20 protein-coding genes are annotated in these 22,044 nt (G+C 71.9%); 11 read left to right on the top strand and 9 right to left on the bottom strand.

Annotation, left to right across the window (positions count from 1 at the left end; genetic code table 11):
• Window positions 1-42: 42 nt before the first annotated feature.
• Both lpdA and ACIREI_RS04950 read right to left on the bottom strand, forming a co-directional pair.
• Window positions 43-1,431, bottom strand: coding sequence for a dihydrolipoyl dehydrogenase (lpdA, locus tag ACIREI_RS04955; protein WP_062718874.1), 1,389 nt, complete (start codon window positions 1,429-1,431; stop codon window positions 43-45).
• A 242-nt stretch (window positions 1,432-1,673) separates the two neighbouring features.
• A complete protein-coding gene (locus ACIREI_RS04950; RefSeq protein WP_403327425.1) occupies window positions 1,674-3,221 on the bottom strand; it encodes a leucyl aminopeptidase in 1,548 nt (515 codons plus the stop codon).
• A 529-nt stretch (window positions 3,222-3,750) separates the two neighbouring features.
• Between ACIREI_RS04950 and ACIREI_RS04945 the strand changes: the two genes are divergently transcribed.
• From ACIREI_RS04945 to ACIREI_RS04925, 5 genes are all read left to right on the top strand, one after another.
• Window positions 3,751-5,805 (top strand): hypothetical protein, encoded by a 2,055-nt coding sequence (locus ACIREI_RS04945; protein ID WP_403327423.1) that lies wholly within the window; start codon window positions 3,751-3,753, stop codon window positions 5,803-5,805.
• Window positions 5,806-5,907: 102 nt separating this feature from the next.
• On the top strand, window positions 5,908-7,440 hold the full coding sequence (gene pelF, locus ACIREI_RS04940; RefSeq protein ID WP_403327421.1) for a GT4 family glycosyltransferase PelF: 1,533 nt from the start codon (window positions 5,908-5,910) through the stop codon (window positions 7,438-7,440).
• Window positions 7,437-8,945 carry a hypothetical protein gene (locus ACIREI_RS04935; RefSeq protein WP_403327419.1) on the top strand — a complete coding sequence of 503 codons (1,509 nt, stop codon included), beginning with the start codon at window positions 7,437-7,439 and terminating at the stop codon, window positions 8,943-8,945. Before pelF ends, ACIREI_RS04935 begins: the two co-directional genes overlap by 4 nt.
• Window positions 8,942-9,592: a spherulation-specific family 4 protein gene (locus ACIREI_RS04930; protein WP_403327417.1), complete on the top strand. Its 651-nt coding sequence runs from the start codon at window positions 8,942-8,944 to the stop codon at window positions 9,590-9,592. Before ACIREI_RS04935 ends, ACIREI_RS04930 begins: the two co-directional genes overlap by 4 nt.
• Window positions 9,589-10,389, top strand: coding sequence for an endo alpha-1,4 polygalactosaminidase (locus ACIREI_RS04925; protein WP_403327415.1), 801 nt, complete (start codon window positions 9,589-9,591; stop codon window positions 10,387-10,389). Before ACIREI_RS04930 ends, ACIREI_RS04925 begins: the two co-directional genes overlap by 4 nt.
• Before the next feature lie 3 nt (window positions 10,390-10,392).
• Here ACIREI_RS04925 and ACIREI_RS04920 read toward each other — a convergent pair whose 3' ends face one another.
• Window positions 10,393-11,190, bottom strand: coding sequence for an adenosylcobinamide-GDP ribazoletransferase (locus ACIREI_RS04920; RefSeq protein ID WP_403328043.1), 798 nt, complete (start codon window positions 11,188-11,190; stop codon window positions 10,393-10,395).
• Window positions 11,191-11,263: 73 nt separating this feature from the next.
• Between ACIREI_RS04920 and ACIREI_RS04915 the strand changes: the two genes are divergently transcribed.
• Window positions 11,264-12,022, top strand: coding sequence for a hypothetical protein (locus tag ACIREI_RS04915; protein ID WP_403327413.1), 759 nt, complete (start codon window positions 11,264-11,266; stop codon window positions 12,020-12,022).
• Here the strand turns inward: ACIREI_RS04915 and ACIREI_RS04910 are convergent.
• The gene (locus ACIREI_RS04910) at window positions 11,968-12,663 is read right to left on the bottom strand and encodes a hypothetical protein (RefSeq protein ID WP_403327411.1); all 696 of its coding nucleotides are present in this window, start codon (window positions 12,661-12,663) and stop codon (window positions 11,968-11,970) included. The genes ACIREI_RS04915 and ACIREI_RS04910 overlap by 55 nt on opposite strands.
• Window positions 12,664-12,760: 97 nt before the next feature.
• Entirely contained in the window at window positions 12,761-13,885 is a 1,125-nt protein-coding gene (cobT, locus tag ACIREI_RS04905; protein ID WP_403327409.1) for a nicotinate-nucleotide--dimethylbenzimidazole phosphoribosyltransferase, read from the bottom strand.
• A gap of 216 nt (window positions 13,886-14,101) precedes the next feature.
• On the opposite strand from cobT, the gene ACIREI_RS04900 reads away from it, so the two are divergent.
• The gene (locus ACIREI_RS04900; RefSeq protein ID WP_403327407.1) at window positions 14,102-14,917 is read left to right on the top strand and encodes a class I SAM-dependent methyltransferase; all 816 of its coding nucleotides are present in this window, start codon (window positions 14,102-14,104) and stop codon (window positions 14,915-14,917) included.
• Window positions 14,918-14,965: 48 nt separating this feature from the next.
• Here the strand turns inward: ACIREI_RS04900 and ACIREI_RS04895 are convergent, their stop codons facing one another.
• Window positions 14,966-16,168 (bottom strand): bifunctional adenosylcobinamide kinase/adenosylcobinamide-phosphate guanylyltransferase, encoded by a 1,203-nt coding sequence (locus tag ACIREI_RS04895; protein ID WP_403327405.1) that lies wholly within the window; start codon window positions 16,166-16,168, stop codon window positions 14,966-14,968.
• 113 nt (window positions 16,169-16,281) lie between these two features.
• On the opposite strand from ACIREI_RS04895, the gene ACIREI_RS04890 reads away from it, so the two are divergent.
• A complete protein-coding gene (locus ACIREI_RS04890) occupies window positions 16,282-16,494 on the top strand; it encodes a hypothetical protein (protein ID WP_403327403.1) in 213 nt (70 codons plus the stop codon).
• A gap of 52 nt (window positions 16,495-16,546) precedes the next feature.
• Here ACIREI_RS04890 and ACIREI_RS04885 read toward each other — a convergent pair whose 3' ends face one another.
• From ACIREI_RS04885 to ACIREI_RS04875, 3 genes are all read right to left on the bottom strand, one after another.
• Complete coding sequence (locus tag ACIREI_RS04885; RefSeq protein WP_403327401.1) at window positions 16,547-17,632, bottom strand: trypsin-like peptidase domain-containing protein; 1,086 nt, start codon at window positions 17,630-17,632, stop codon at window positions 16,547-16,549.
• 170 nt (window positions 17,633-17,802) lie between these two features.
• Window positions 17,803-18,504 carry a class I SAM-dependent methyltransferase gene (locus ACIREI_RS04880; protein WP_403327399.1) on the bottom strand — a complete coding sequence of 234 codons (702 nt, stop codon included), beginning with the start codon at window positions 18,502-18,504 and terminating at the stop codon, window positions 17,803-17,805.
• Between the two features lie 83 nt (window positions 18,505-18,587).
• Window positions 18,588-19,217, bottom strand: coding sequence for a DUF3043 domain-containing protein (locus ACIREI_RS04875; RefSeq protein WP_403327397.1), 630 nt, complete (start codon window positions 19,215-19,217; stop codon window positions 18,588-18,590).
• A 292-nt stretch (window positions 19,218-19,509) separates the two neighbouring features.
• On the opposite strand from ACIREI_RS04875, the gene ACIREI_RS04870 reads away from it, so the two are divergent.
• The 3 genes from ACIREI_RS04870 (at window position 19,510) to ACIREI_RS04860 (ending at window position 21,967) form a co-directional block, all read left to right on the top strand.
• Entirely contained in the window at window positions 19,510-20,286 is a 777-nt protein-coding gene (locus tag ACIREI_RS04870) for a PspA/IM30 family protein (RefSeq protein WP_302003819.1), read from the top strand.
• Window positions 20,287-20,332: 46 nt separating this feature from the next.
• The gene (locus tag ACIREI_RS04865) at window positions 20,333-20,611 is read left to right on the top strand and encodes a hypothetical protein (protein WP_403328041.1); all 279 of its coding nucleotides are present in this window, start codon (window positions 20,333-20,335) and stop codon (window positions 20,609-20,611) included.
• Window positions 20,612-20,794: 183 nt separating this feature from the next.
• On the top strand, window positions 20,795-21,967 hold the full coding sequence (locus ACIREI_RS04860) for a sensor histidine kinase (protein ID WP_403327395.1): 1,173 nt from the start codon (window positions 20,795-20,797) through the stop codon (window positions 21,965-21,967).
• Window positions 21,968-22,044 lie beyond the last annotated feature (77 nt).

Raw genomic sequence — 22,044 nt, 5'->3', positions numbered from 1 at the left:
CGAATTGCGGAAGTCTGAGTCGTCGCTTCGTCGACCGAGGGATCAGTCGTGCGCGTGCAGCGGCTTGCCGGCCAGGGCCAGGTGGGCCTCGCCGAGCGCCTCGTTCTGCGTCGGGTGGGCGTGGATGAGCTGGGCGACCTCGGCCGGCAGCGCCTCCCAGTTGTAGATCAGCTGGGCCTCGCCGACCTGCTCGCCCATGCGGTCGCCGACCATGTGGACGCCGACGACGGCACCGTCCTTGACCTGGACGAGCTTGATCTCGCCCGCGGTGTTCAGGATCTTGCTCTTGCCGTTGCCCGCCAGGTTGTACTTCAGAGCGACGACCTTGTCCGCGCCGTAGATCTCCTTGGCCTTGGCCTCGGTGATACCGACGGAGGCGACCTCGGGGTGGCAGTACGTCACCCGCGGGACACCGTCGTAGTCGATCGGAACGGTCTTCAGACCGGCCAGACGCTCCGCCACCAGGATGCCCTCGGCGAAGCCGACGTGCGCGAGCTGGAGGGTCGGGACGAGGTCACCGACGGCGGAGATGGTCGGCACGTTGGTGCGCATGTACTCGTCGACGAGGACGTAGCCGCGGTCCATGGCGACGCCCTGCTCCTCGTAGCCGAGACCGGCGGAGACGGGGCCGCGGCCGACGGCGACGAGGAGGACCTCGGCCTCGAACTCCTTGCCGTCGGCGAGGGTGACCTTGACACCGTCGGCGGTGTACTCGGCCTTCGAGAAGAAGGTGCCCAGGTTGAACTTGATGCCGCGCTTGCGGAACGCGCGCTCAAGAAGCTTCGAGGAGTTCTCGTCCTCGACCGGGACGAGGTGCTTCAGGCCCTCGATCACGGTGACGTCCGCACCGAAGGACTTCCAGGCGGAGGCGAACTCGACGCCGATGACGCCGCCGCCCAGGATGATCGCGGACTTCGGCACGCGGTCCAGGACGAGGGCGTGGTCCGAGGAGATGATGCGGTTGCCGTCGATCTCCAGGCCCGGCAGCGACTTCGGCACGGAGCCGGTCGCCAGCAGGACGTGGCGGCCCTGGACGCGCTGGCCGTTCACGTCGACGGAGGTCGGGGAGGACAGGCGGCCCTCACCCTCGATGTACGTCACCTTGCGGGAGGCGACGAGACCCTGCAGGCCCTTGTACAGGCCGGCGATCACGCCGTCCTTGTACTTGTGGACCCCCGCGATGTCGATGCCCTCGAAGGTGGCCTTCACACCGAACTGCTCGCTCTCGCGGGCCTGGTCGGCGATCTCGCCCGCGTGCAGCAGGGCCTTGGTGGGGATGCAACCCCGGTGCAGGCAGGTGCCGCCGACCTTGTCCTTCTCGATCAGGGCGACGTCCAGGCCCAGCTGCGCCCCGCGCAGGGCCGCGGCGTAACCGCCACTACCACCGCCGAGGATCACTAGGTCGAAAACGGTGCTGGCGTCGTTCGCCACGTCACGTCCTCCATGCATGTGCGCCGTACGCCGGTCTTCGATGACCGGCAGGCGGCTGGTGTCCGGCCGCTCTTTCTTCGGCCCTGGGGTGGGGCCCTGTCCTGCCGAGCCCCATCTTCGCACTTGTCCACACCGAACGAGACGCCGGGCCGGTGTGTGAGACGCCCCACGTTCAGTTGAGCGGGCACGGCAGAGGGGGCTCCGCCCTACCCGCGCGCGGAGCCCCCTCATGCGGAACGACGTCAGCCCAGGTCGCCGGCAGCCGTCAGTTCGGCCAGCCGAACCAGCGTCCGCACCGCGGACCCCGTACCACCCTTCGGCGTGTACCCGAAGGGACCACCCTCGTTGAACGCGGGACCGGCGATGTCGAGGTGCGCCCAGGTGACGCCCTCACCCACGAACTCGCGCAGGAACAGACCGGCGACGAGCCCACCGCCCATCCGCTCACCCATGTTGGCGATGTCGGCGGTCGGCGAGTCCATCCCCTTGCGCAGGTGCTCCGGCAGCGGCATCGGCCAGGACGGCTCGCCGACCTCCTCGGCCGCCTCCACGATCGCGGAGCGGAAGGCGTCGTCGTTGGCCATGACACCGAACGTCCGGTTGCCCAGCGCCAGCACCATCGCCCCGGTCAGCGTCGCCACGTCGACGATCGCGTCCGGCTTCTCCTGCGACGCCGCCCACAGCGCGTCCGCGAGCACCAGCCGGCCCTCGGCGTCCGTGTTGAGCACCTCCACGGTCTTGCCGCTGTACATGCGCAGTACGTCACCCGGACGCACGGCGGACCCCGACGGCATGTTCTCGGCGAGCGCCAGCCAGCCGGTGACATTCACCTCCAGACCGAGGCGCGCGGCGGCGACGACGGCGGCGAACACGGCGGCCGCGCCGCTCATGTCGCACTTCATCGTCTCGTTGTGCCCGGCCGGCTTCAGCGAGATGCCGCCCGAGTCGTAGGTGATGCCCTTGCCGACGAGGGCGAGGTGCTTGGCCGCCTTGGAGCTCGTGTACGTCAGCTTCACCAGCCGCGGACCGGCCGCCGACCCGGAGCCGACGCCCAGGATGCCGCCGTAGCCGCCCTTGGTCAGCGCCTTCTCGTCGAGCACCTGCACCTTGATGCCGTGCTCCTTGGCCGCCGCCGTGGCGATCGCGGCGAAGGACTCGGGGGTGAGGTCGTTCGGCGGGGTGTTGATCAGGTCGCGGGCGCGGTTGAGCTCCTCGGAGACGGCGATGGCGCGCTCGATCGCCGCCTTGTGCGCCTTGTCGCGGGGCTTGGCGCCGAGCAGCGCGGCCTCGGCGAGCGGCGCCTTGCCGTTCTTCTTGTCCTGGGCGTTCTTGCCGTTGCCCTTGTAGGCGTCGAAGGCGTACGCCCCGAGCAGCACGCCCTCGGCGACGGCGCCGACGTCACCGGCGTCGCCCAGCGGCAGCGCGAAGGCGGCCTTCTTGGAGCCGGCGAGGGTGCGGGCGGCGACACCGGCGGCCTTGCGCAGCGCCTCGCCGTCGTAGGCCCCGTCCTTGGCGTCCTCGGGCTCGGCGCCCAGGCCCACCGCCACGATGAGCGGGGCCTTGAAGCCGGCGGGCGCGGGGAGCTTCGTCACCTCGCCCTCGGCGCCCGAGGCGCCGAGGGTCTCCAGGACGCCGGCGAGCTTGCCGTCGTACGCCTTGTCCACCGCCTCCGCGCCCGGTGCGACAACCAGTGCCCCGGACGTGGACGCGGCGCCCTTGGCGACACCGATCACGATCGCGTCGGCCCGCAGGCCGGGCGCCGCGGCGGTGCTGAGAGTGAGAGCAGTCACGGTGGTGAAATCTCGCTTCCGATGTGAAGTTTGCGATGGCCGAATGGTGTGGGTCGACCGGGCCCGACGGCCGACCCGCAGGGTCGGTCGGCAATCTCCCGCCTGCCCGGCGGCGTCTGGCACGCGCATCTGCCGCGTTGTCGTCGGTCGCCGACGCTCCGCGTCGACTCCCTCCTCCGCCTTGCAGCTGCACGCACCAGACGCCGCCGGGCCCGCCCTCCGGGCGGACGGCGGGAGATTGCCGACCGACCCTAGTTCCGACCTACGGGTGCGGTAGCAGCGGGGCCTTCCCCGGTACGGCGAACACTCGGGATGAGCCTACGCTCGTGTGAGCGTTCGCTCATTCCTGCGGGCGTTCACCTGTCGGTGGCGTCGTGGTCATTTCTTGATCCACGCCCTCGGTGAGCTGAGTCACACTCGTCTGGTTCCGGTGAGCGATCGGCTTGCCGCTTTGCATGATTTCCACGAATCCCCCGCCGATTCGTCGCAAGCGGCCATAAGGGGATCTTCTGGGGGAAGGGGCACGTCAATGGCGCGCAGTGCGCACCGATGGAGAAACCGCAGAAACGTCGTCGCCGCCCTGGCGGCCGCGGGTCTGCTGTCCCTGGGCCTGGCGGCCCCGGGCGCCGCGGCGGCCGGGGCGCCGCGCATCGATCTCAGGGTGCTGGTCGTGGACAACGGCGACAGCCCGGTCCGGGCCATCACCGCCCAGCTGAAGAGCACCGGCATCCCGTACACCACCGTCGACCTGACCGACGCGAACCGCCCGACCATCACGGCCGCGTTCCTCAGCGACACGGTGAACGGCACCCCCCGGGCCAAGTACCAGGGCGTCGTCCTGCCCAACGAGGCGCCCTTCGGTGCGGGCTCCGCCGAGCAGACCGCGCTGGAGAGCTACGAGCGGACCTACGGCATCCCGCAGGTCGACGCCTACACCTGGGCCCACCCGGGCGTAGGCCTCGACTACACCAGCGAGGGCGGCTGGGCCGGCACCCTCGACGGGCGGGCGGCAGCCGTCACCACCGAGGGCAGGGCGGGGTACTTCGGCTATCTCGACGGCGCCTTCACGTTCGAGGACAACGACGCCTCCGTCCAGGAGAGTTACGGCTTCGCCGCCAGGCCCCGTACGGGCTTCACCAGCTATGTCGACATTCCCGTGCCCGCCGGCTCCGGGCGCGGCAGCCTGATCGGCGAGTACAGCCACGACGGGCGCCGCGAACTGGTCGTGACCTTCGCGTACAACCAGTACCAGCAGCAGTTCCGGGTCCTTGCCCGCGGCATCGTCGAATGGCTGACCCAGGGCGTGCACCTGGGGCAGGCGCGCAACTACTTTGCCGTGCACGTCGACGACGTCTTCGCGCCGGACAGCCGCTGGGACACCGAGCACAACTGCACCCCCGGTGACTTCGACTGCGTAGGCGGTGACGGCGAGGGGACCACGCCGATCCGTATGACGGCCGAGGACGCGGTCCACGCCGCCAAGTGGCAGCGGGAGCACGGCTTCACGCTGGACATGGTCTACAACGCCGGCGCCGGTGAGCAGTGGAAGAGCGAGAACGGCGGCACGGACGCGCTCACCGGCCAACTGCTGGCCGACAAGGCGCAGTACCGCTGGATCAACCACACCTACACGCACCCGTTCCTCGGCTGCGTCCAGGACACCTCGACCGTGCCCTGGAGCTGCGCCGAGAACGCCGACGGCTCGACGCGGTACATGAGTCGCGCGGACATCTCGGCCCAGATCCGCGACAACCACGACTGGGGCGTCGCCAAGGGGCTCCCGCTCGACCGCACGGAGCTGGTGACCGGCGAGCACTCGGGCCTGAAGACCCTGCCCCAGCAGCCCGACGACAACCCCAACCTGGCCGGCGCCCTCGCCGACAACGGCGTCAAGTGGACCGCCTCCGACAACTCCCGTGAGCCCGACCAGCGTGCGGTCGGCGCCGCGCTGACCGTGCCCCGGCACCCGATGAACGTGTACTACAACGTGGGTACCGAGGAGGAGATGGTCGACGAGTACAACTGGATCTACACCTCCCAGGCCGACGGCGGCAGCGGCGTCTGCGAGACCAACCCCGCCTCCACCTGCCTGGCCGACCCGCTGGACCCGGCCACCGGATACGACGAGTACATCGTCCCGCTGGAGGCCCGCACCGCCCTCGGACACGTGATCGGCAACGACCCGCGCCCGCACTACGCCCACCAGTCCAACCTGGCCGAGGACCGGACGCTGTACCCGGTCCTGGACCAGGTGCTCGCCGACTACCAGGCTCTCTTCGCCGACAACACCCCGGTGCAGAACCTCGCGCAGCGCGCCCTCGGCACCGAGCTGCAGCGCCGCGCCGCCTGGCAGACAGCTCTCGCCAACGGCTCCGTCACGGCGTACCGCATCGGCGACGCCGTCACCGTCAAGGCCCCGTCCGGGACCCAGATCCCGGTGACCGCGCCGGAAGGGACCACCAAGCAACTCCTCCTCGGCACCACGGCGTTCGGGACGCCGTACGCGGGAGAGCGCTCGGGCTGGACCACGCCCGCGCCGCTCCAGACCGCTCTCAAGCTGAAGCTGCCGTCGTCAGTGTCGTAAGCACAGCGCCACGGCGCACCCCGGTCACCTCACGACCGACCGACCCACCGGGGTGTGCCTCCGGCCGTAGCACCACCTTTTGTTCCACAGGGGGGAACCCGCATGATGCCCACGGGCCGTCATGTCACCATGCTCACCGAAGGCACCTATCCGCATGTCCACGGCGGGGTCAGCACCTGGTGCGACCAGCTCGTCAAGGGCATGCCGGAGGTCGACTTCCACATCGTGTCGCTCACCGGGACCGGCCGCGAACCCGTCACCTGGGAGCTGCCGCCCAACGTCTACCGGCACACCTCCGTACCGACCTGGGGCCCGCGTCCGGGACGCAGAAGGGCGCCGTACGGCAGGGCCCGGCGCCGTTTCACCGACGCCTACGAGCGTTTCCTGCTCTCCTTCCTCGATCCCGCGGGTCCCGAGTCCCACACCGACTTCGGCGAGGCCCTGTACGCGCTGGCCGAACTCGCCCGCGACGGGCGCCTGTCGGCGGCGTTGCGCACCGAGTCGGCGCTGCGGTCGCTGATGTGGATATGGACGATGCCGCATCTGCCGACCGCGGCCGCCCGCCCCACCGTCCACGACGCCCTGACCGCCACCGACCTGCTGGAACACGCCCTGCGCCCCCTCGGCGTCCGCATCCCCGAGGACTCCGTCGCCCATGCGGTGAGCAGCGGCCTCGCCACCCTCCCCGCGCTCGCCGCACACCAGTTGGACGGCGTGCCCTTCCTCCTCACCGAGCACGGCATCTATCTGCGCGAGCGCTATCTCGGTTACCGCAGCGACGCCCAGCGCTGGCCGGTGAAGGCGTTCATGCTCGGCTTCTACCGTGAGCTGAACTCACTCGGGTACCGGGCGGCCGACCTGATCACCCCCTGCAACCAGTACAACCGCCGCTGGGAGGAGCGCGGCGGCGCCGACGCCGACAAGATCCGCACGGTCTACAACGGCGTCGACCCGCACGCCTTCCCGCACGCCGGTCCCGAGCCCGAGGTCCCCACCCTCACCTGGTGCGGCCGCGTCGACCCCATCAAGGACCTGGAGACCCTGCTGCGGGCGTACGCCGATGTCCGCGCCGAACTCCCCGAGACCCGCCTGCGCCTGTTCGGGCCGGTCCCGCCCGGCGGCGAGGCCTACCGCACCAAGCTGGAGAAACTCGCCGCCGAACTCGGCGTCACGGACGGCCTCACCTTCGAGGGCCGCATCAGCGAGGTCTGGCGCGCCTACGCCGCCGGCCACGTCGTCATGCTGTCGTCCATCTCCGAGGGCTTCCCGTTCTCCATCATCGAGGCCATGTCCTGCGGCCGTACGACGGTCTCGACGGACGTCGGGGGAGTGCGCGAGGCCGTCGGCGACACCGGTCTGGTGGTCCCGCCGCGCGAGCCGGAGAAGATGGCGGCCGCCGCGCTGGCGTTGCTCAGGGACGACGAACGGCGCCGCGAACTGGGCGAGTTGTCCCGCCAGCGCGTGATCGACCGCTTCACGCTCCGCCGCTCCGTGGACAATTTCCGGACGATTTACCAAGAGCTCGCGGGCAGCCCCGAGGTGTACGAGCCCACGCTGGAGACGGTCACCGACTGGACCCTCGAACTGCGCGACCCCTGGTACGAGAAGGTCGCGACGGACGGAACCGGCTGGTGAGCGGAAGCCTCTGGATGCCGCCCGGCTCCCGCCCCGACACCCTGCCCGCGATCCCGCGCCAGCGCACCGCACCCAGCTGGGCGCAGCCCGACCCCATCGACGAACTCGCCGAACGCCTCGACGACTTCATCGCCGCCGCCGTCCACCCCGACGAGATCGCCGCGCTGCTGGAGTCCGACGGCCTGTCGGACGACCAGATACGCGAGCGCTACGGCGTGAAGAACTCCTTCGCGCTGGCGGAGGAGCTGTACGAACGGGTCGAGCGCCGTTATCCGGAGCCGGAAGGGCCGGTCCACGACCCCTGGCAGGTGGGCCTGCTCGGCTGTCTGCTGAGGGGTGTCGTCTTCGCCCTCCCGGGCCTCGGCTACGTCCTCGGCGCACCCCTCCTCGCCGGCTCGCGGGACGACTTCGGCCTCCCCGCCGGCACGGTCCCGCTGCTGGCCGGGGCCTTGGCCGGCTGGACCTGGAACCAAGGGCTCGCCCACCGGGCGTACTCCTGGCTGGGGCTGGGCGACCGCCCCGCGAGCCGCCGCTCACTGCTGCGGGGAGCACCGGCGGGCGCCTTGCTGGGCTCCCTGGTCGCGTTCGCCGTGGCCGGTACGGATCAGCTGGTGGCGGTCGCCTTCGCAGCGGGCCAGTCCGTGTACCTGGGCGCGGCCACGGTGCTGCTGGTCATGGGCCGCGAACGGGCCCTGCTGGCCGCCCTGTTGCCGATGGCGGTGGGCGCGGTCTTCGCCATGATGGAACCCATGCCGGACGCAGCGAGGCCGGTTCTGCTGTTGGGTTCGCTGACGGTGGTGGTGCTCCTCGGCCTACGCGAGGTAGCGCCCCTGAAGGGGCGCGGGGCTGTATCGACATGCGACTCCGCCGCGGGGCGCGACCAGCCACAACGCACCCGCAGACGACCGACGGCAACGGGCCCCCGTCTCTCCGCATCCCTCCCGTACGCCGTCTTCGGCCTGGCCACAGGGGTCCTGGTCCTCTACGCAGCCCTGGGAGACGTCCTCGTCGGCGAGCAGCACAGCGCGATCGCTGCGCCCGCCGCGGTCGCCCTGACCCTCAGCATGGGCCCCGCCGAATGGCTCCTTTACCGCTTCCGCAGCAGCGGCCTCGCGGGCCTGCGCTCCAGCAGCACACCGAGGGCGTTCCGGCGTACCACGGTGATCACCGTCCTGAAGTGCCTCTCCGGCTACCTGATCGCCCTGCTCGCCCTCAGCCTCACCACCTCGGCCCTGTGGCCGCACGCCCCCGGCATCACCGGCGTCCGCCTCGCCGGACTGCTCCTGCTGGGCGTGGTCCTGTGGACGGGCCTGCTCCTGCAATCCTTCGGCGCGGTGCTCAGTGCCGCGACGATCTGCTGCGGGGCCGCGCTCGCCCAGACGGTGGCCGTGGTGACGCACTCGGGCAACCCGCACTGGGTCGGCCTGATCGTGCACGGGGCGGCGGCGGTGGCCCAAGCGGCCCTCGTCTGCGCCCTGTTGGGGAGGGCGACCGCCCACCGATGAGAGACCTGCTGATCCCCTATTACGAGCACCCGTCCGTCCGCCCCGCCGAATGGGACGCGATCATCAAGGCCGCGCCCCGCCTGTACGGGGTCGTCCTCAACCCGGCCAGCGGCCCCGGCGAGACGCCCGACCCGGCGTTCGCCGAGGTCGCGGCCAGGTTGCGCGGCGCGGACGTGCGGGTGCTCGGCTACGCCGACACCGACTACGGCCGCAGGCCGACCGCCGACGTCGTACGCGACATCGCCCGGCACCGCGACTGGTACGCCGCGGACGGCGTCTTCCTCGACCAAGTCGCCGCGGGCCGCGAGGAGTTCGCGTACTACCAGCGGCTCGCGACGGCGGCCTGGGGCGCCGGCTGCGGCACGCTCGCCCTGAACCACGGCACGGCACCGCACCCGTCGTACGCCAGGATCGCCGACCTCCTGGTCACCTTCGAGGGCACCTGGGAGTCGTACACCCGGCTCGGTCCCCAGCAGTGGCGGGGCGACGGCGGAGTGCGCCTGTGCCATCTGGTGTACGGCGTCCCGGCCGGGGTCGACCTGGCGGAGCCGGCCCGCGCCCGCGGGGCCACCGTGCACTGCGCGGTACCGGGGATGGGCGATCATCCTTGGGGTACGTTGCCGCACACTCTGGAGCCCGCTCGGTGAGACGCCTCATTCCGCTGGTCGTTCTGCCTCTTCTCCTCCTCGCGGGCTGTACGTCGGCCCCTGACGGCGCCGAGGACGCCGAGGGCGGTCCGAGCGGCTCGCGCTGGCAGCCGCGGCCGGGCACGGCCTGGCAGTGGCAGCTGCGCGGCCGTATCGACACCGGCGTCGACGTGCCGGTCTACGACATCGACGGCTTCGACCAGTCCGAGAAGACCGTCGCCGCGCTGCACCGCGAGGGCCGCAAGGTCATCTGCTACCTCTCCACCGGCGCCTGGGAGGACTGGCGCCCCGACGCCGGGAAGTTCCCCAGGTCGGTGATCGGCAAGGGCAACGGCTGGGAGGGCGAGCGCTGGCTCGACATCCGCCGCCTGGACGTCCTGGAACCCCTGATGGCGGCCCGTATCGACATGTGCCGTGACAAGGGCTTCGACGCGGTGGAGCCCGACAACATGGACGGCTACAAGAACCGCACGGGCTTCCCGCTGAAGGCCCGCGACCAGCTCCGCTACAACCGTCTGATCGCCACGCTGGCCCACGAGCGGGGCATGGCGGTCGGCCTGAAGAACGACCTGGACCAGATCCCGGAGCTGGTGGACGACTTCGATTTCGCGGTCAACGAGCAGTGCGCGCAGTACGGGGAGTGCGCGGCCCTGAGCCCCTTCGTGAAGGCCGGCAAGGCGGTGTTCCACGTCGAGTACGAGGTCCCCACGCGCAGCTTCTGCGCCGAGTCGCGTCGCCTGAAGCTGAGTTCGATGCTGAAGAAGTACGAGCTGGGGGTGTGGCGACGGGCGTGCTGAGGCTCAGGTGCCCAGGGTCAGCACGACGAGCGCGGTCGTCGCCGCCGTCTCCGCGAGCCCTCCGAACACGTCCCCGGTGACGCCGCCGAAGCGGCGCGTGCAGTGCCGCAGGAGCAGCTCGGCGGCGGCGAGCGCGGCGAGGACCGCGAGGGCGGTGCGCGCGATGTCGTACGCCCCCAACAGCGCTCCCGCCGCGGCGGCGACGCCGGTGACGGCCAGGGCGACGGCCACCGCGCTCCGTACGGGGACGACGCCGGCCACCGCGGCCCCCAGCCCCTCCGGGCGCGCGGCGGGCACCCCGGCGCGGGCGGCCAGGGTGAGCGCGAGGCGGGCGGCGACGGCCGAGACGACGGTGGCGAGGGCGCCCCGGGCCCATGAGGCGCCGTACAGCTGGGAGAGGGCGGCCACCTGCGCGAACAGCGCGAACACGAGCGTGAGGACGCCGAACGGCCCGATGTCCGACTGCTTCATGATCCGCAGCGCGTCCTCGGCGGGCTTGCCGCTGCCGAGCCCGTCGGCGGTGTCGGCGAGCCCGTCGAGGTGCAGCCCCCGGGTGAGTACGGCCGGGACGGCGGCGGCGACGACGGCGGCGAGGAGGGGACCGGCACCGAGGAACAGCAGCACCAGCGCGACGCACGCGGCACCGCAGCCGAGGGCCACGCCGACGAGCGGGGCACACAGCATCCCGCCGCGCGCCGCTTCCCGGTCCCAGCGGCTCACCTTGACGGGGAGCACGCTCAGGGTGCCGAAGGCGAAACGGAGACCGTGGACACGGAGTCCGTGCGGGGGCGGCGGGGTCATGGACACGCCCGCAGACTAGCCCGGACGCCGTACCCGCCAGGCGGCCCACCCCTGCCCCCGACACACTGAGACCATGGGTGACTGGTGGCAGCGCAACATCATCGAACCGGGCAAGCTCCCCCTGCTCCTGGCGCTGACCGCCTTCGTGGTCACCTTCCTCGTCACCCGCCTCATCACCCGCCTCATCCGCGCGGGCAAAGGGCCCTTCCGCAACATCGAGACCGGCGCCGTCCACATCCACCACGTCGTCCCCGGAGTCGTCCTCACGGTCCTCGGCGGCTTCTGCGCGGTCGCCGGCGGACAGCGCGGCTTCGGTGCGGCCGTGGCCGCCGTGGTCTTCGGCATGGGCGCCGGTCTGGTCATGGACGAGTTCGCGCTGATCGTGCACCTGGACGACGTCTACTGGACCGAGGCGGGCCGCAAGAGCGTGGAGGTGGTCGTCCTCACCGCCGCCCTGGCCGGCCTGTTCCTCCTCGGCTTCGCACCCTTCGGGGTCAACGACCTCAGTGACGACGAGCTGCAGGACCGCGGGTCGGTGATCAGTACGGTCCTGGTGAACTTTCTCTTCGCCCTGATCGCCCTCGCCAAGGGCAAGGCCCGCATCGCGATCTTCGGGATGATCGTCCCCTTCATCGCCTTGTTCGGAGCCATCCGTCTGGCCCGCCCCACCTCCCCATGGGCGAAACGGTTCTACCGCCGCCGCCCGCGCGCCCGCGCCAAGGCGCAACTGCGCGCCTTCCACCACGACCGGCGCTGGGCCGGCCCCAGCCGCAAGGTTCAGGACTGGATCGGCGGCGCGCCCGACGCGGACCGGGCCCTGGAACGCCGCTGACGCGTCGCCGACCACGCGCACAGCACCAGCACCGCCGCGATCGCCGCCAAGTGCTCCTTGCCGGCGAGGTTCTCCTCCAGCGCGACCTCGACCACCATCGCCACGATCACCGCGGCGCCCGTGACATACGCGCCGTAGCGCCATCCGAGGAACACGGCGAGGCCCACCACCGCAGCCGACGGACCCGTGTCCACCACCCGGGCGTCCGAGGCGGGCAGCCCGATCGGGTGGCCCGGGCCGAGCGCGATGCCCACGCGCGCGTACAGGGTTCCGGCGACGGTCGCGACGTACGCGATGACGAGCGTCCGCCACCGGCCCAGACAGAGCTCGGCGATCCCGAACACGAGCAGGATCTGCGCGAGCGCACCCCACACCGGCAGGTCGAGGGCGGGTACGAACAACGACAGTGGCGTCCGCAGGAGCGCCTGCCACAGCGGATCCTCGGCCCGCACCGCCCCGAGGTCCTGTACGACCCGGTATCCCCAGGGCTGGTTCTGCACGACCTGCACGAGCCCCGTCAGGCACACGGCCCCGACGGTCATCGGCACGGCCCGCCACCGCCGCTCCGCCCACGGCCCGCGCACGGCGAGGTACAACGCCCCCCACTCGGCACGGGCCCAGCGGCCGAGGGTGTTCCTCATGGGTGGGGATCATAGGGCCACAACCGCGACGAACCGCCCTTTTACGTTCCGTCGCGACCGCGCAGCCCGGCGGTGCCGAACCGCGCGCGCACCACCGTCACTCGGCCACCGGCTCCTCGGCTTCCCGCGTCCCCGAACCCTCCGGCGTCCCCGAATCCTCCACCGGCTCTGGGTCCTTCGGCTTCTCGGGCAGCTCCGCGGCCAGCGCGGCGGCGGCCTGCACCATGGGGAGCGCGAGCAGTCCTCCGGCCCCCTCCCCGACCTTCACGCCCGGGTCGAGCAGCGGCTCCAGGGCCATCCGGTCCAGCGCCTTGGCCTGTCCCGGCTCCCCGCTGTTGTGCGCGGCCAGCCACCAGTCCGGCGCCCGGAACGCGATCCGCTGCCCCACCAGCGCACAGGCGGCGACCACGACCCCGTCCAGCACGACCGGCATCTTCCGCACCGCACTCTGCAGCAGGAATCCGGTGATCGCGGCGAGATCGGCCCCGCCCACCGTCGCGAGCAGCTGCAGCTGATCCCCGAGCACGGGACGCGCCCGGCGCAGGGCGTCCCGGATCGCCGCGCACTTGCGCATCCACACCAGGTCGTCGATGGCCAGGCCGCCGCGCCCGGTGACCACGGAGGCATCGGTCCCGCACAGCGCCGCCACCAGCACCCCGGCCGCCGTGGTGCCGCCGACGCTCACATCGCCGAGCACCACCAGATCCGTACCGGAGTCGGCCTCCTCGTCGGCCACCGCCACCCCGGCCCGGAAGGCGGCCTCCGCCTCCTCCAGGGTCAACGCGTCCTCGACGTCGATACGACCACTGCCGCGCCGCACCCGATGCCGTACGACGGCCTCCGGCAGCGACTCCGGGTCGCAGTCCAGCGCCATGTCGACGACCCGTACCGGAACCCCGAGCCGCCGCGCGAGCACGGACACCGGCCGGCCGCCCTCGAGGATCTCCCGCACCAACTCCACGGCGCCGCCCGCAGGTCGGGCCGAGACGCCCAGCTCGGCGACGCCGTGGTCAGCGGCGAACAGCACGACCCGCGGCTGCTCGATCGGCCGCACCGGTACGGCGGACTGTGCCGCCGCCAGCCACTCACCCAGGTCGTCGAGGCGGCCCAGTGCCCCGGGCGGCACGATCTGACGCTCACGGCGCGCCTCGGCGTCACGGCGCACCCCACCGTCGGGGCGCTCGATCAGATCACTGAAGTCGTCGAGATTAAGCGAGCTCATTCGCCGAACAGTACCGGCACCGGTCGAACAGAACGGCGCCACATGGTCACCAGGGCCTCCGCCACGTCACCGCCGCATCCGCGTGACGTCGTTGCACCCAAGATCGCCATCCCATACGTTCCGTTTTGCAGTGGATTGTCGGGGCATGCTCGCACCGTCCTGCCGTATGCCCCCCGTACGCCCCCGCCCTACGCCCTCGCGCCCGGGAGCCGCCCCATGACCGCGACCGCACCTCCCGAAAGAGCGCGCGCCGAATGCGCGTTCACCCTCGCCGCATGCCGGGAGCAGCCCTACGTCCCCCGGCACCTGGGGCTCACGCGGCTGCCGTCCCGCCGGCTGAGGGCAGCGGCCCGCGCGGCGCTCGCCTTCCCCGAGCCGGAGAGCTGGCTGGACGTGGGCACGGGGTACGCCCGCTTCCCGGAGGTGGCGAAGGAGCTCTTCCCGTACACGGCGTTCGACGGCCTGGACCCGACCTACCGCGTCCTGCACGCGCGCGTGGCCGAGCGCGTGGAGGAGGCCCACGTCGGCAATCTGACGGACGCCCGCATCAGGGCCCGGCTGCGCGCCCGCTACGACATCGTCAGCATGTTCCGCCACCTGGAGCACACCCCGGACCCCCGCGAGGAGCTCCGCGCCGCCCTCACGGTCCTGCGGCCCGGCGGCCACCTCATCCTCGAACTCCCCGACCCGCGCTGTGTGTTCGCCGTGCTGCTCGGCAGAGGGTGGACCCCGCACAGCCGCCCCGGCCACCTGCACCTGCTGCCCCTGGAAACGCTCCGCCAGGAACTGGAGGCCCTGGGCTGCACGGTCCTCTCCACGGACCGCCGGACCCCGCACATCCCGTACGACCTCGCGGCCACGACCTCGCGGACGCTGGCGTTCTTCCTGCCCTCGCCGCTGTCCCGGATGTGCGCGCCCCTGGTGGCCGTGGCCTGGGCGCTCGACCACCTCCTGGCCCCCGTACTACGCCACACCCGCTTCTCGAACACGTACCGCGTCATCGCCCGCAAGGAGCCCACCGCACGGACCTGAGGCCCGGTCATCGAAACCCCGCCCGACCGGCCCCCGCGGCCGCAGGGCCTAGCCCCGCAGCACCAGCGCCTGCCCCGCCACCACCAGCACCACCTGCTCGCACTCCCCGGCGAACGCGGCGTTCAGCCGGCCCAGCTCGTCCCGGTAGCGCCGCCCCGACGCCGTGGCGGGCACGATGCCCGACCCCACCTCGTTCGATACGGCGACCACGGTCCGCCGAGTTGAGCGCACCGCCTGTGTCAACTCCCGTACCCGCTCCCGCAGCGCGCGCTCCCCGCCGTCCGCCCACACCGCGTCGTCCCACGCCCCGACGGAGTCCATGGCGTCCGTCAGCCACAGGGACAGACAGTCGACGAGCAACGGCGCCCCGGCCTCGGCCAGTAGCGGCACCAGGTCGCACGTCTCGGCCGTACGCCACGACCCCGGCCGCCGCTCCCGGTGCGCGGCGACCCGCGCCGCCCACTCGTGGTCGCCGCCCCGCGTGCCCCCGGTCGCCACGTACAGCACGTCCGGGAAGGCCTCCAGCCGCCGCTCCGCCTCCACCGACTTCCCGGACCGGGCCCCGCCCAGCACCAGCGTCCGCCGCGGCACATCCGGTACGTCCTCGTACGCCCCCACCACCAGCGTCGCCCCGTCCGGCACCGCCCGCGCACCCGCCGCGGCCAGCCGCCGCCGCAACTCGGCGCCCGGCGGCACGTCATGGTCCAGATGGACGGCGACCACATCCGTCGTCGGCCCGATCGCGCCCACCGCCCGCAGCTTGGCCAGGGCGTCCGGCCGCCCCACGACATCGGCGACCACCATGTCGTACATCCCGACGGACCCCTCCTCGAGGCCGGCCGGCGCACCCCCCGGCGGCAGGTACAGCAGCCGCTGCCCGTCCGGCCCGGTCACCGCGTACCCGGTGCCCGGCGAGTCCATCGCCACCGCCCGCACCCGATGCCCCGTCAGCAGCGCCAACTCCCGCCCGTCCGGCACCCGCCCGGGCTGCGGCACCCCCGCCGGCACCTCGACGGCGGGCCCGTCGTGCGGATGCGACAGCAGCACCTGCCGGACGCCCGCCAGGGAACGCCCCGCCCGAGCCGCCGCGAAGGCCGCCCCGGGCGTCAGATCGAGCAACAGCCCCCCGTCCACGAGCAACGCGGTGGCCGCCCGCGCGTCATCGCCGAGCGCGCCCGCACAGGCCGCACACGGACAGTCGGGGCGGGGGAGTCCCGCGGGGGCACCGGTGCCGAGCAGAGTCAGTTCCACAGAACCGATTTTCGCGTGTCCCCGCAGGTCTCGCGCATCCGACTAGGCTCAGGGCAGCAGCCGGACCATGATCCGGCTGCTGCTCTGCACGTGCTGACACCTTGGAGGCGTACATGGCGGCATGGACGTGGCGGTTCGAGAAGGCCGACGGGGCTGAGGTCCAGCCCGCGGTGCAGCCCGAGGAGTTCACCACCCAGGGGGACGCCGAGTCCTGGGTGGGGGAGAACTGGAAGGCGCTGCTCGAAGGCGGCGCGGACCAGGTACGGCTGTTCGAGGACTCCACCGAGATCTACGGGCCGATGAGCCTGCACGCCGAGCAGGCCTAGGCGCGGAGGGGGCGAGGGCCACACGCTCGTCCGGCCCTCGCCCGCCCTCCCGTCACTGCTCACCCAACGTCACATCCACCGTCTTCTCATCGCCGTCGCGCGTGTACGTCACCGTCGTCCGCTCACCCGGCCTGTCGGAGGCGAGCTCCTCGGCGAGCGAGTTGATGGTGGTGATGTCCGTGTCACCGAGCCGGGTGATGACGTCCCCGGGCTCGATTCCGGCCTTGTCGGCCGGCCCGCCCGCCATCACCTCGACCACGGCGACGCCCGCGACCTGGTAGTCGTCGTCCACGACGGTACGACCCGTGATGCCGAGCGCCGCCCGGCCCGATTCGGTGACCCTGCCGTCCCTCACGATCTGGTCGGCGATGGTCCGCACGGTCGACGCCGGGATCGCGAACCCGATGCCGGGCGCCGCGCCCTCGCCTCCGCCGGGTTCGGTGGCCGCGAGGGTCGGGATGCCGATGACCCGGCCGTCGAGGTTCACCAGGGCACCACCGCTGTTGCCGGGGTTGATGGCGGCCGACGTCTGCACCATGTTGGCGATCGTCGCGCCCGTACCGCCCTGGCTGCGGCCCTCGGTGACGGTCCGTCCGGTCGCCGAGACGATGCCCTGTGTCACGCTGGACGACAGCCCCAGCGGCGAGCCCATGGCCAGTACGATCTGCCCGACCTCGACCTTCGCCGAGTCCCCGAACGCCGCCGCCTTCAGCCCCTGCGGCGCTTTGTCGAGCTTGATGACCGCGAGGTCCTGCTGCGGGTAGGAGAAGACGAGCCGTGCCGTGAAGGTGTTCTCGCTGTTGGCGGTCGTCACCCGGAAGCTGTCCTCGTTGCCCACGACATGCGCGTTGGTGACGATGTGCCCCTGGCCGTCGTAGACGACGCCCGAGCCCAGATCGTTCCTGGCCTGGATCTGGACGACCGACGGCAGCACGTCCTTGATCACCTTCAGGTAGCCGTCCTGCAGATCGTCGACCGCCCGCGGGGCGACGGCCTGCGCGGCCTGCGTGGTCGAGCCCTCCTCCTCGCGCGAGCGCGAGGACGGGGAACCGGAGCACGCGGAGAGAAACCCGAGGCAGCACAGCACGGCGACGGCCGCGACGACCGGCCGCAGGGCACGGAAACGGCGAGCATCCATGCCCCGAGTCTCACCGCGGAACCAGGCTCCGGCCTGTGATGCTCACCCGAACGAGCCCGGTCCCCGTCTTACCCGGGCCCTGTCGTTCGGATTAGCCCGGCGTCGCGGGCTCTGGCACGCGCTCCCTCAGAGGGGGCTCGGCTCGGCTTGGCCGGTCCGCCGGACAGGCCCTAGCCGCGCACTCCGCACAGATGCAGCAACGCCGCGACGCTCCGATACGGATCCGTCTTCCCGGCCCGCTCCTCGACCGCCAGCAACGCCTCCACGTCCGCCGGGATCTCCGCCCCGTCGACAGCCGTGTCGGTGAACACCCGCACGCCGTACCAGGTCTGCAGCGGCGCCCCGATGCCGGCGAGCGTCGCCGTCAGCTCGGCGAGCCGGTCGGCGCGGACGTCGAGCCCCAGCCGATTCCGGTACGCGGTGGTGTCGAAGGCGTCCAGCGCCGCCGCCCAGTCGCCGGCGAGTCCCGGCCGCATGGCCAGCGCGTCGCCGTTGCGCACGAGCAGCGACAGCAGCCCGCCCGGCGCGAGCATCCGGGCCAGCCCGGCCAGCAGCGGATCGGGCTCCTCGATGTACATCAGCACGCCGTGGCACAGCACGACGTCGAAACTGCCCGGCAGGAAGTGGACGCCGGTGTCCCGCCCGTCCCCCTGGACGATACGGACCCGCTCCCGGATCCCCTCGGGCTCACCGGCGAGCTCTTCGCGGGCCGCCGCGATCATCTTCGGGTCCTGCTCGACGCCGGTCACCTGATGCCCGGCCCTGGCCAGGCGCAGCGCCTGCGTGCCCTGGCCCATCCCCACGTCGAGCACCCGCAGCCGCTGCCCGACCGGGAACCGCCCGGCTATCTGCTCGTCGAGCTGCCGGGCCACCAGCTCCTGTCGTACGACATCACGCAGCCCGCCCAGCTTGCTCAGCCACGCGTCGGCCGCACCCCCGGTGAAAGCAGCTGTGCTCAGGGCCGCTCTCCGCGCTTGACCTGCGGCTTCGGCAGCCGAAGCCGGCGCATCTGCAGCGAGCGCATCAGCGCGTAGGCGACGGCACCGCGCTTGTGCTCGTCCGGGAAGCGCTCGGCGAGCCGCTTCTTCAGACGGACGCCGGTGACGACCGAGTCCAGCACGATGAGCACGATCACGATCAGCCACAGCAGCAGCGCGATGTTCTGCAGCGCGGGCACCTGCACCATGCTCAGCACGAGGATGACCACGGCCATCGGCAGGAAGAACTCCGCGATGTTGAAGCGCGAGTCGATGAAGTCACGCGCGAACTTGCGGACCGGGCCCTTGTCGCGGGCCGGCAGATACCGCTCGTCGCCCCCGGCCAGCGCCTGGCGCTGCTTCTCCAGGGCGGCCCGGCGCTCTTCGCGCTGGCGCTTGGCGGCCTCCTTGCGCGTCATCGACGTGTTGGCCACGCTGCGACGCTGCGACTGGGCCTCACTGCGCTTGGGCGTGGGGCGGCCCTTCGGGGCCTCGGGGTGACGGGTCTGATTGGAGTCGGTCACCAGCGCCTTGTCGGCGGCCTGGGCCTTCTCTTCCTTGGCACGGCTACGGAACACAAAACCCAAGGGTACGGGGTGGCGGCGCATGGACGTCAGTCCGGTGGGGAACGATCCGGCAACACCAGTCGTCGTAGGGGGACAGAGGGGACGTTGCAGACGGTTCGTCCGGCGGCCATCGGGAACCACCCATGAGCCACCCGGGAGTCACCTACTCCTTACGCCGGAGCGGGAGCGTCAGCAGTCGTCCTTGGGGATGAGCGCATCCGTCCCCGAACAGTGCGTCAATGGATGCAGGGCCCGTACTGTGGGTTCTGTCGCAGAGCTGGAGCTGGACGTCAGAAGGGGGCGCGCGAAGCCCATGAGCGGTGTCATGAAGCGTATGGGGATGATCTTCCGCGCGAAGGCGAACAAGGCCCTTGACCGGGCCGAGGACCCGCGCGAGACCCTCGATTACTCGTACCAGAAGCAGCTGGAGCTGCTCCAGAAGGTCCGCCGCGGCGTCGCCGACGTGGCCACCTCGCGCAAGCGCCTGGAACTCCAGCTCAACCAACTCCAGCAGCAGTCGTCGAAGCTGGAGGACCAGGGGCGCAAGGCGCTCGCGCTGGGCCGTGAGGACCTGGCCCGGGAGGCGCTGTCCCGCCGCGCCGCCCTTCAGCAGCAGGTGACGGATCTGGAGACGCAGCACTCGACGCTGCAGGGCGAGGAGGAGAAGCTCACCCTCGCGGCCCAGCGCCTGCAGGCGAAGGTCGACGCCTTCCGCACCAAGAAGGAGACGATCAAGGCGACGTACACGGCGGCCCAGGCCCAGACCCGCATCGGCGAGGCGTTCTCCGGCATCTCGGAGGAGATGGGCGACGTCGGCCTGGCGATCCAGCGCGCCGAGGACAAGACGGCACAGCTTCAGGCCCGCGCCGGCGCGATCGACGAACTCCTCGCCTCCGGCGCCCTCGACGACCAGTCCGGCATGCACAAGGACGACATCCAGGCCGAGCTGGACCGGCTCTCCGGTGGTACGGATGTAGAGCTGGAGCTGCAGCGCATGAAGGCGGAGCTGGCGGGCGGTTCGTCGGGCGGCCAGCAGGCCATCGAGGGCGGCAACGGCCAGTCGCAGTCCCAGCAGCAGCCGCAGGACACCCCGCGCTTCGACAAGCAGTAACCGAGCCGACGGCGGGGCCCACGCCGAGGAGGCCGAGATGGGCGACATGATCGTCCGGATCATGGGTGAAGGGCAGGTGAAGCTGTCCGACAGCCACCTGCCCGAGCTGAACAAGCTCGACGACGAGCTCCTGGTGGAAATGGAGAACGGCGACGGCCCCGGCTTCCGCCGCACCCTCGACGCCCTCCTCGCCAAGGTCCGCGAACTCGGCGAGCCCCTGCCCGACGACTCCCTGGAGCCGTCGGAACTGATCCTCCCGTCTCCGGACGCGACCTTGGAGGAGGTCCGGGAGCTGCTGAGCGACGACGGCTTGATCCCGGGTTGAGCCACATCAGCCCGTCCGGCGTTTGAGGACGAGGCCCGTCAGGGCCGAAGCGGGGGCCTGGGGGCGGCAGCCCCCAGCAGACGCGCACTGCGACGCCGGGCACACACCACAAGGAACCCCCAGTTGGCCCCCGTCCCAAGCCCCGCAGGGAATCGCGTTCGGCGGCACCTCAAGGCGCACCCCATGGCGCTGGACGCCGCGTTGGCGGTGGGCGTGCTGGCCTGCATGGTGGCCGGCTCCTTCGTGGACCCGCACGGGAAGAACGGGGTCACCTGGGGCCTGCGCACCCCGGACGTGCTCAGCCTCCTGCTCATCACCCTCGGCGCCGCGGCCCTGGTCTTCCGCCGCCGCGCCCCCATGATCGTCCTCGCCCTCACCGGCACCTTCTCCCTCATCGAATGCGTCAGCGGCGACCCCCGCGCCCCGGTCGCGATGTCCGCGGTCATCGCCCTCTACACCGTCGCCTCGACCACCGACCGCACCACCACCTGGCGTGTGGGCCTGCTCACCATGACCGTCCTGACCGGGGCCGCGATGCTCGCCGGCACCCTGCCCTGGTACGCCCAGGAGAACCTCGGCATCTTCGCCTGGACCGGCATCGGCGCCACCGCGGGCGACGCGGTCCGCAGCCGCCGTGCCGTCGTCGCCGCCATCCGTGAGCGGGCCGAACGGGCGGAGCGCACCCGTGAGGAGGAGGCCCGCCGCCGTGTCGCCGAGGAGCGCCTGCGGATCGCCCGGGACCTGCACGACGTCGTCGCCCACCACATCGCCCTCGTCAACGTGCAGGCCGGCGTCGCCGCCCACGTCATGGACAAGCGCCCCGACCAGGCCAAGGAAGCCCTCGCCCACGTACGTGAAGCGAGCCGCTCAGCGCTCAACGAACTGCGCGCGACGGTCGGCCTGCTCCGCCAGTCCGGCGACCCCGAGGCCCCCACCGAACCGGCCCCCGGCCTCGCCCGCCTCGACGAGCTCGCGGGCACCTTCCGCAGCGCGGGCCTCCAGGTGGAGGTCGCCCGCGCTGACCAGGGCACCACGCTCCCCGCCGCCGTCGACCTGGCCGCCTACCGCGTCATCCAGGAGGCCCTCACCAACGTGCAGAAGCACGCGGGGCCGGAGGCGAAAGCCGAGGTCAGCGTCGTCCGCGTGGGGCCGAACATCGAGATCACCGTCCTCGACGACGGCGCCGGCGAGGACAGCGCCCCCGACGGCGGCGGCCACGGCCTGCTCGGCATGCGCGAGCGCGTCACCGCCCTGCGCGGCACCCTCTCCACGGGCCCCCGCTACGGAGGCGGCTTCCGCGTCCATGCGATCCTGCCGGTCAAGAGCCGCACCCGCGCCGCGGAAGACGCCGGATGACGACGCCGCGGGGAACTCACCCGCACCCCGCGGCAGTTCTCGTATGACGAAGCCGTTCACCTCGTGCCCCGCGGAGG

Origin of the sequence: Streptomyces sp. NPDC093591 (assembly GCF_044764885.1) — a bacterium.
In the GTDB taxonomy this organism is placed as follows: Bacteria; Actinomycetota; Actinomycetes; order Streptomycetales; family Streptomycetaceae; genus Streptomyces.
This window is presented reverse-complemented; position numbering and strand designations above follow the sequence as displayed.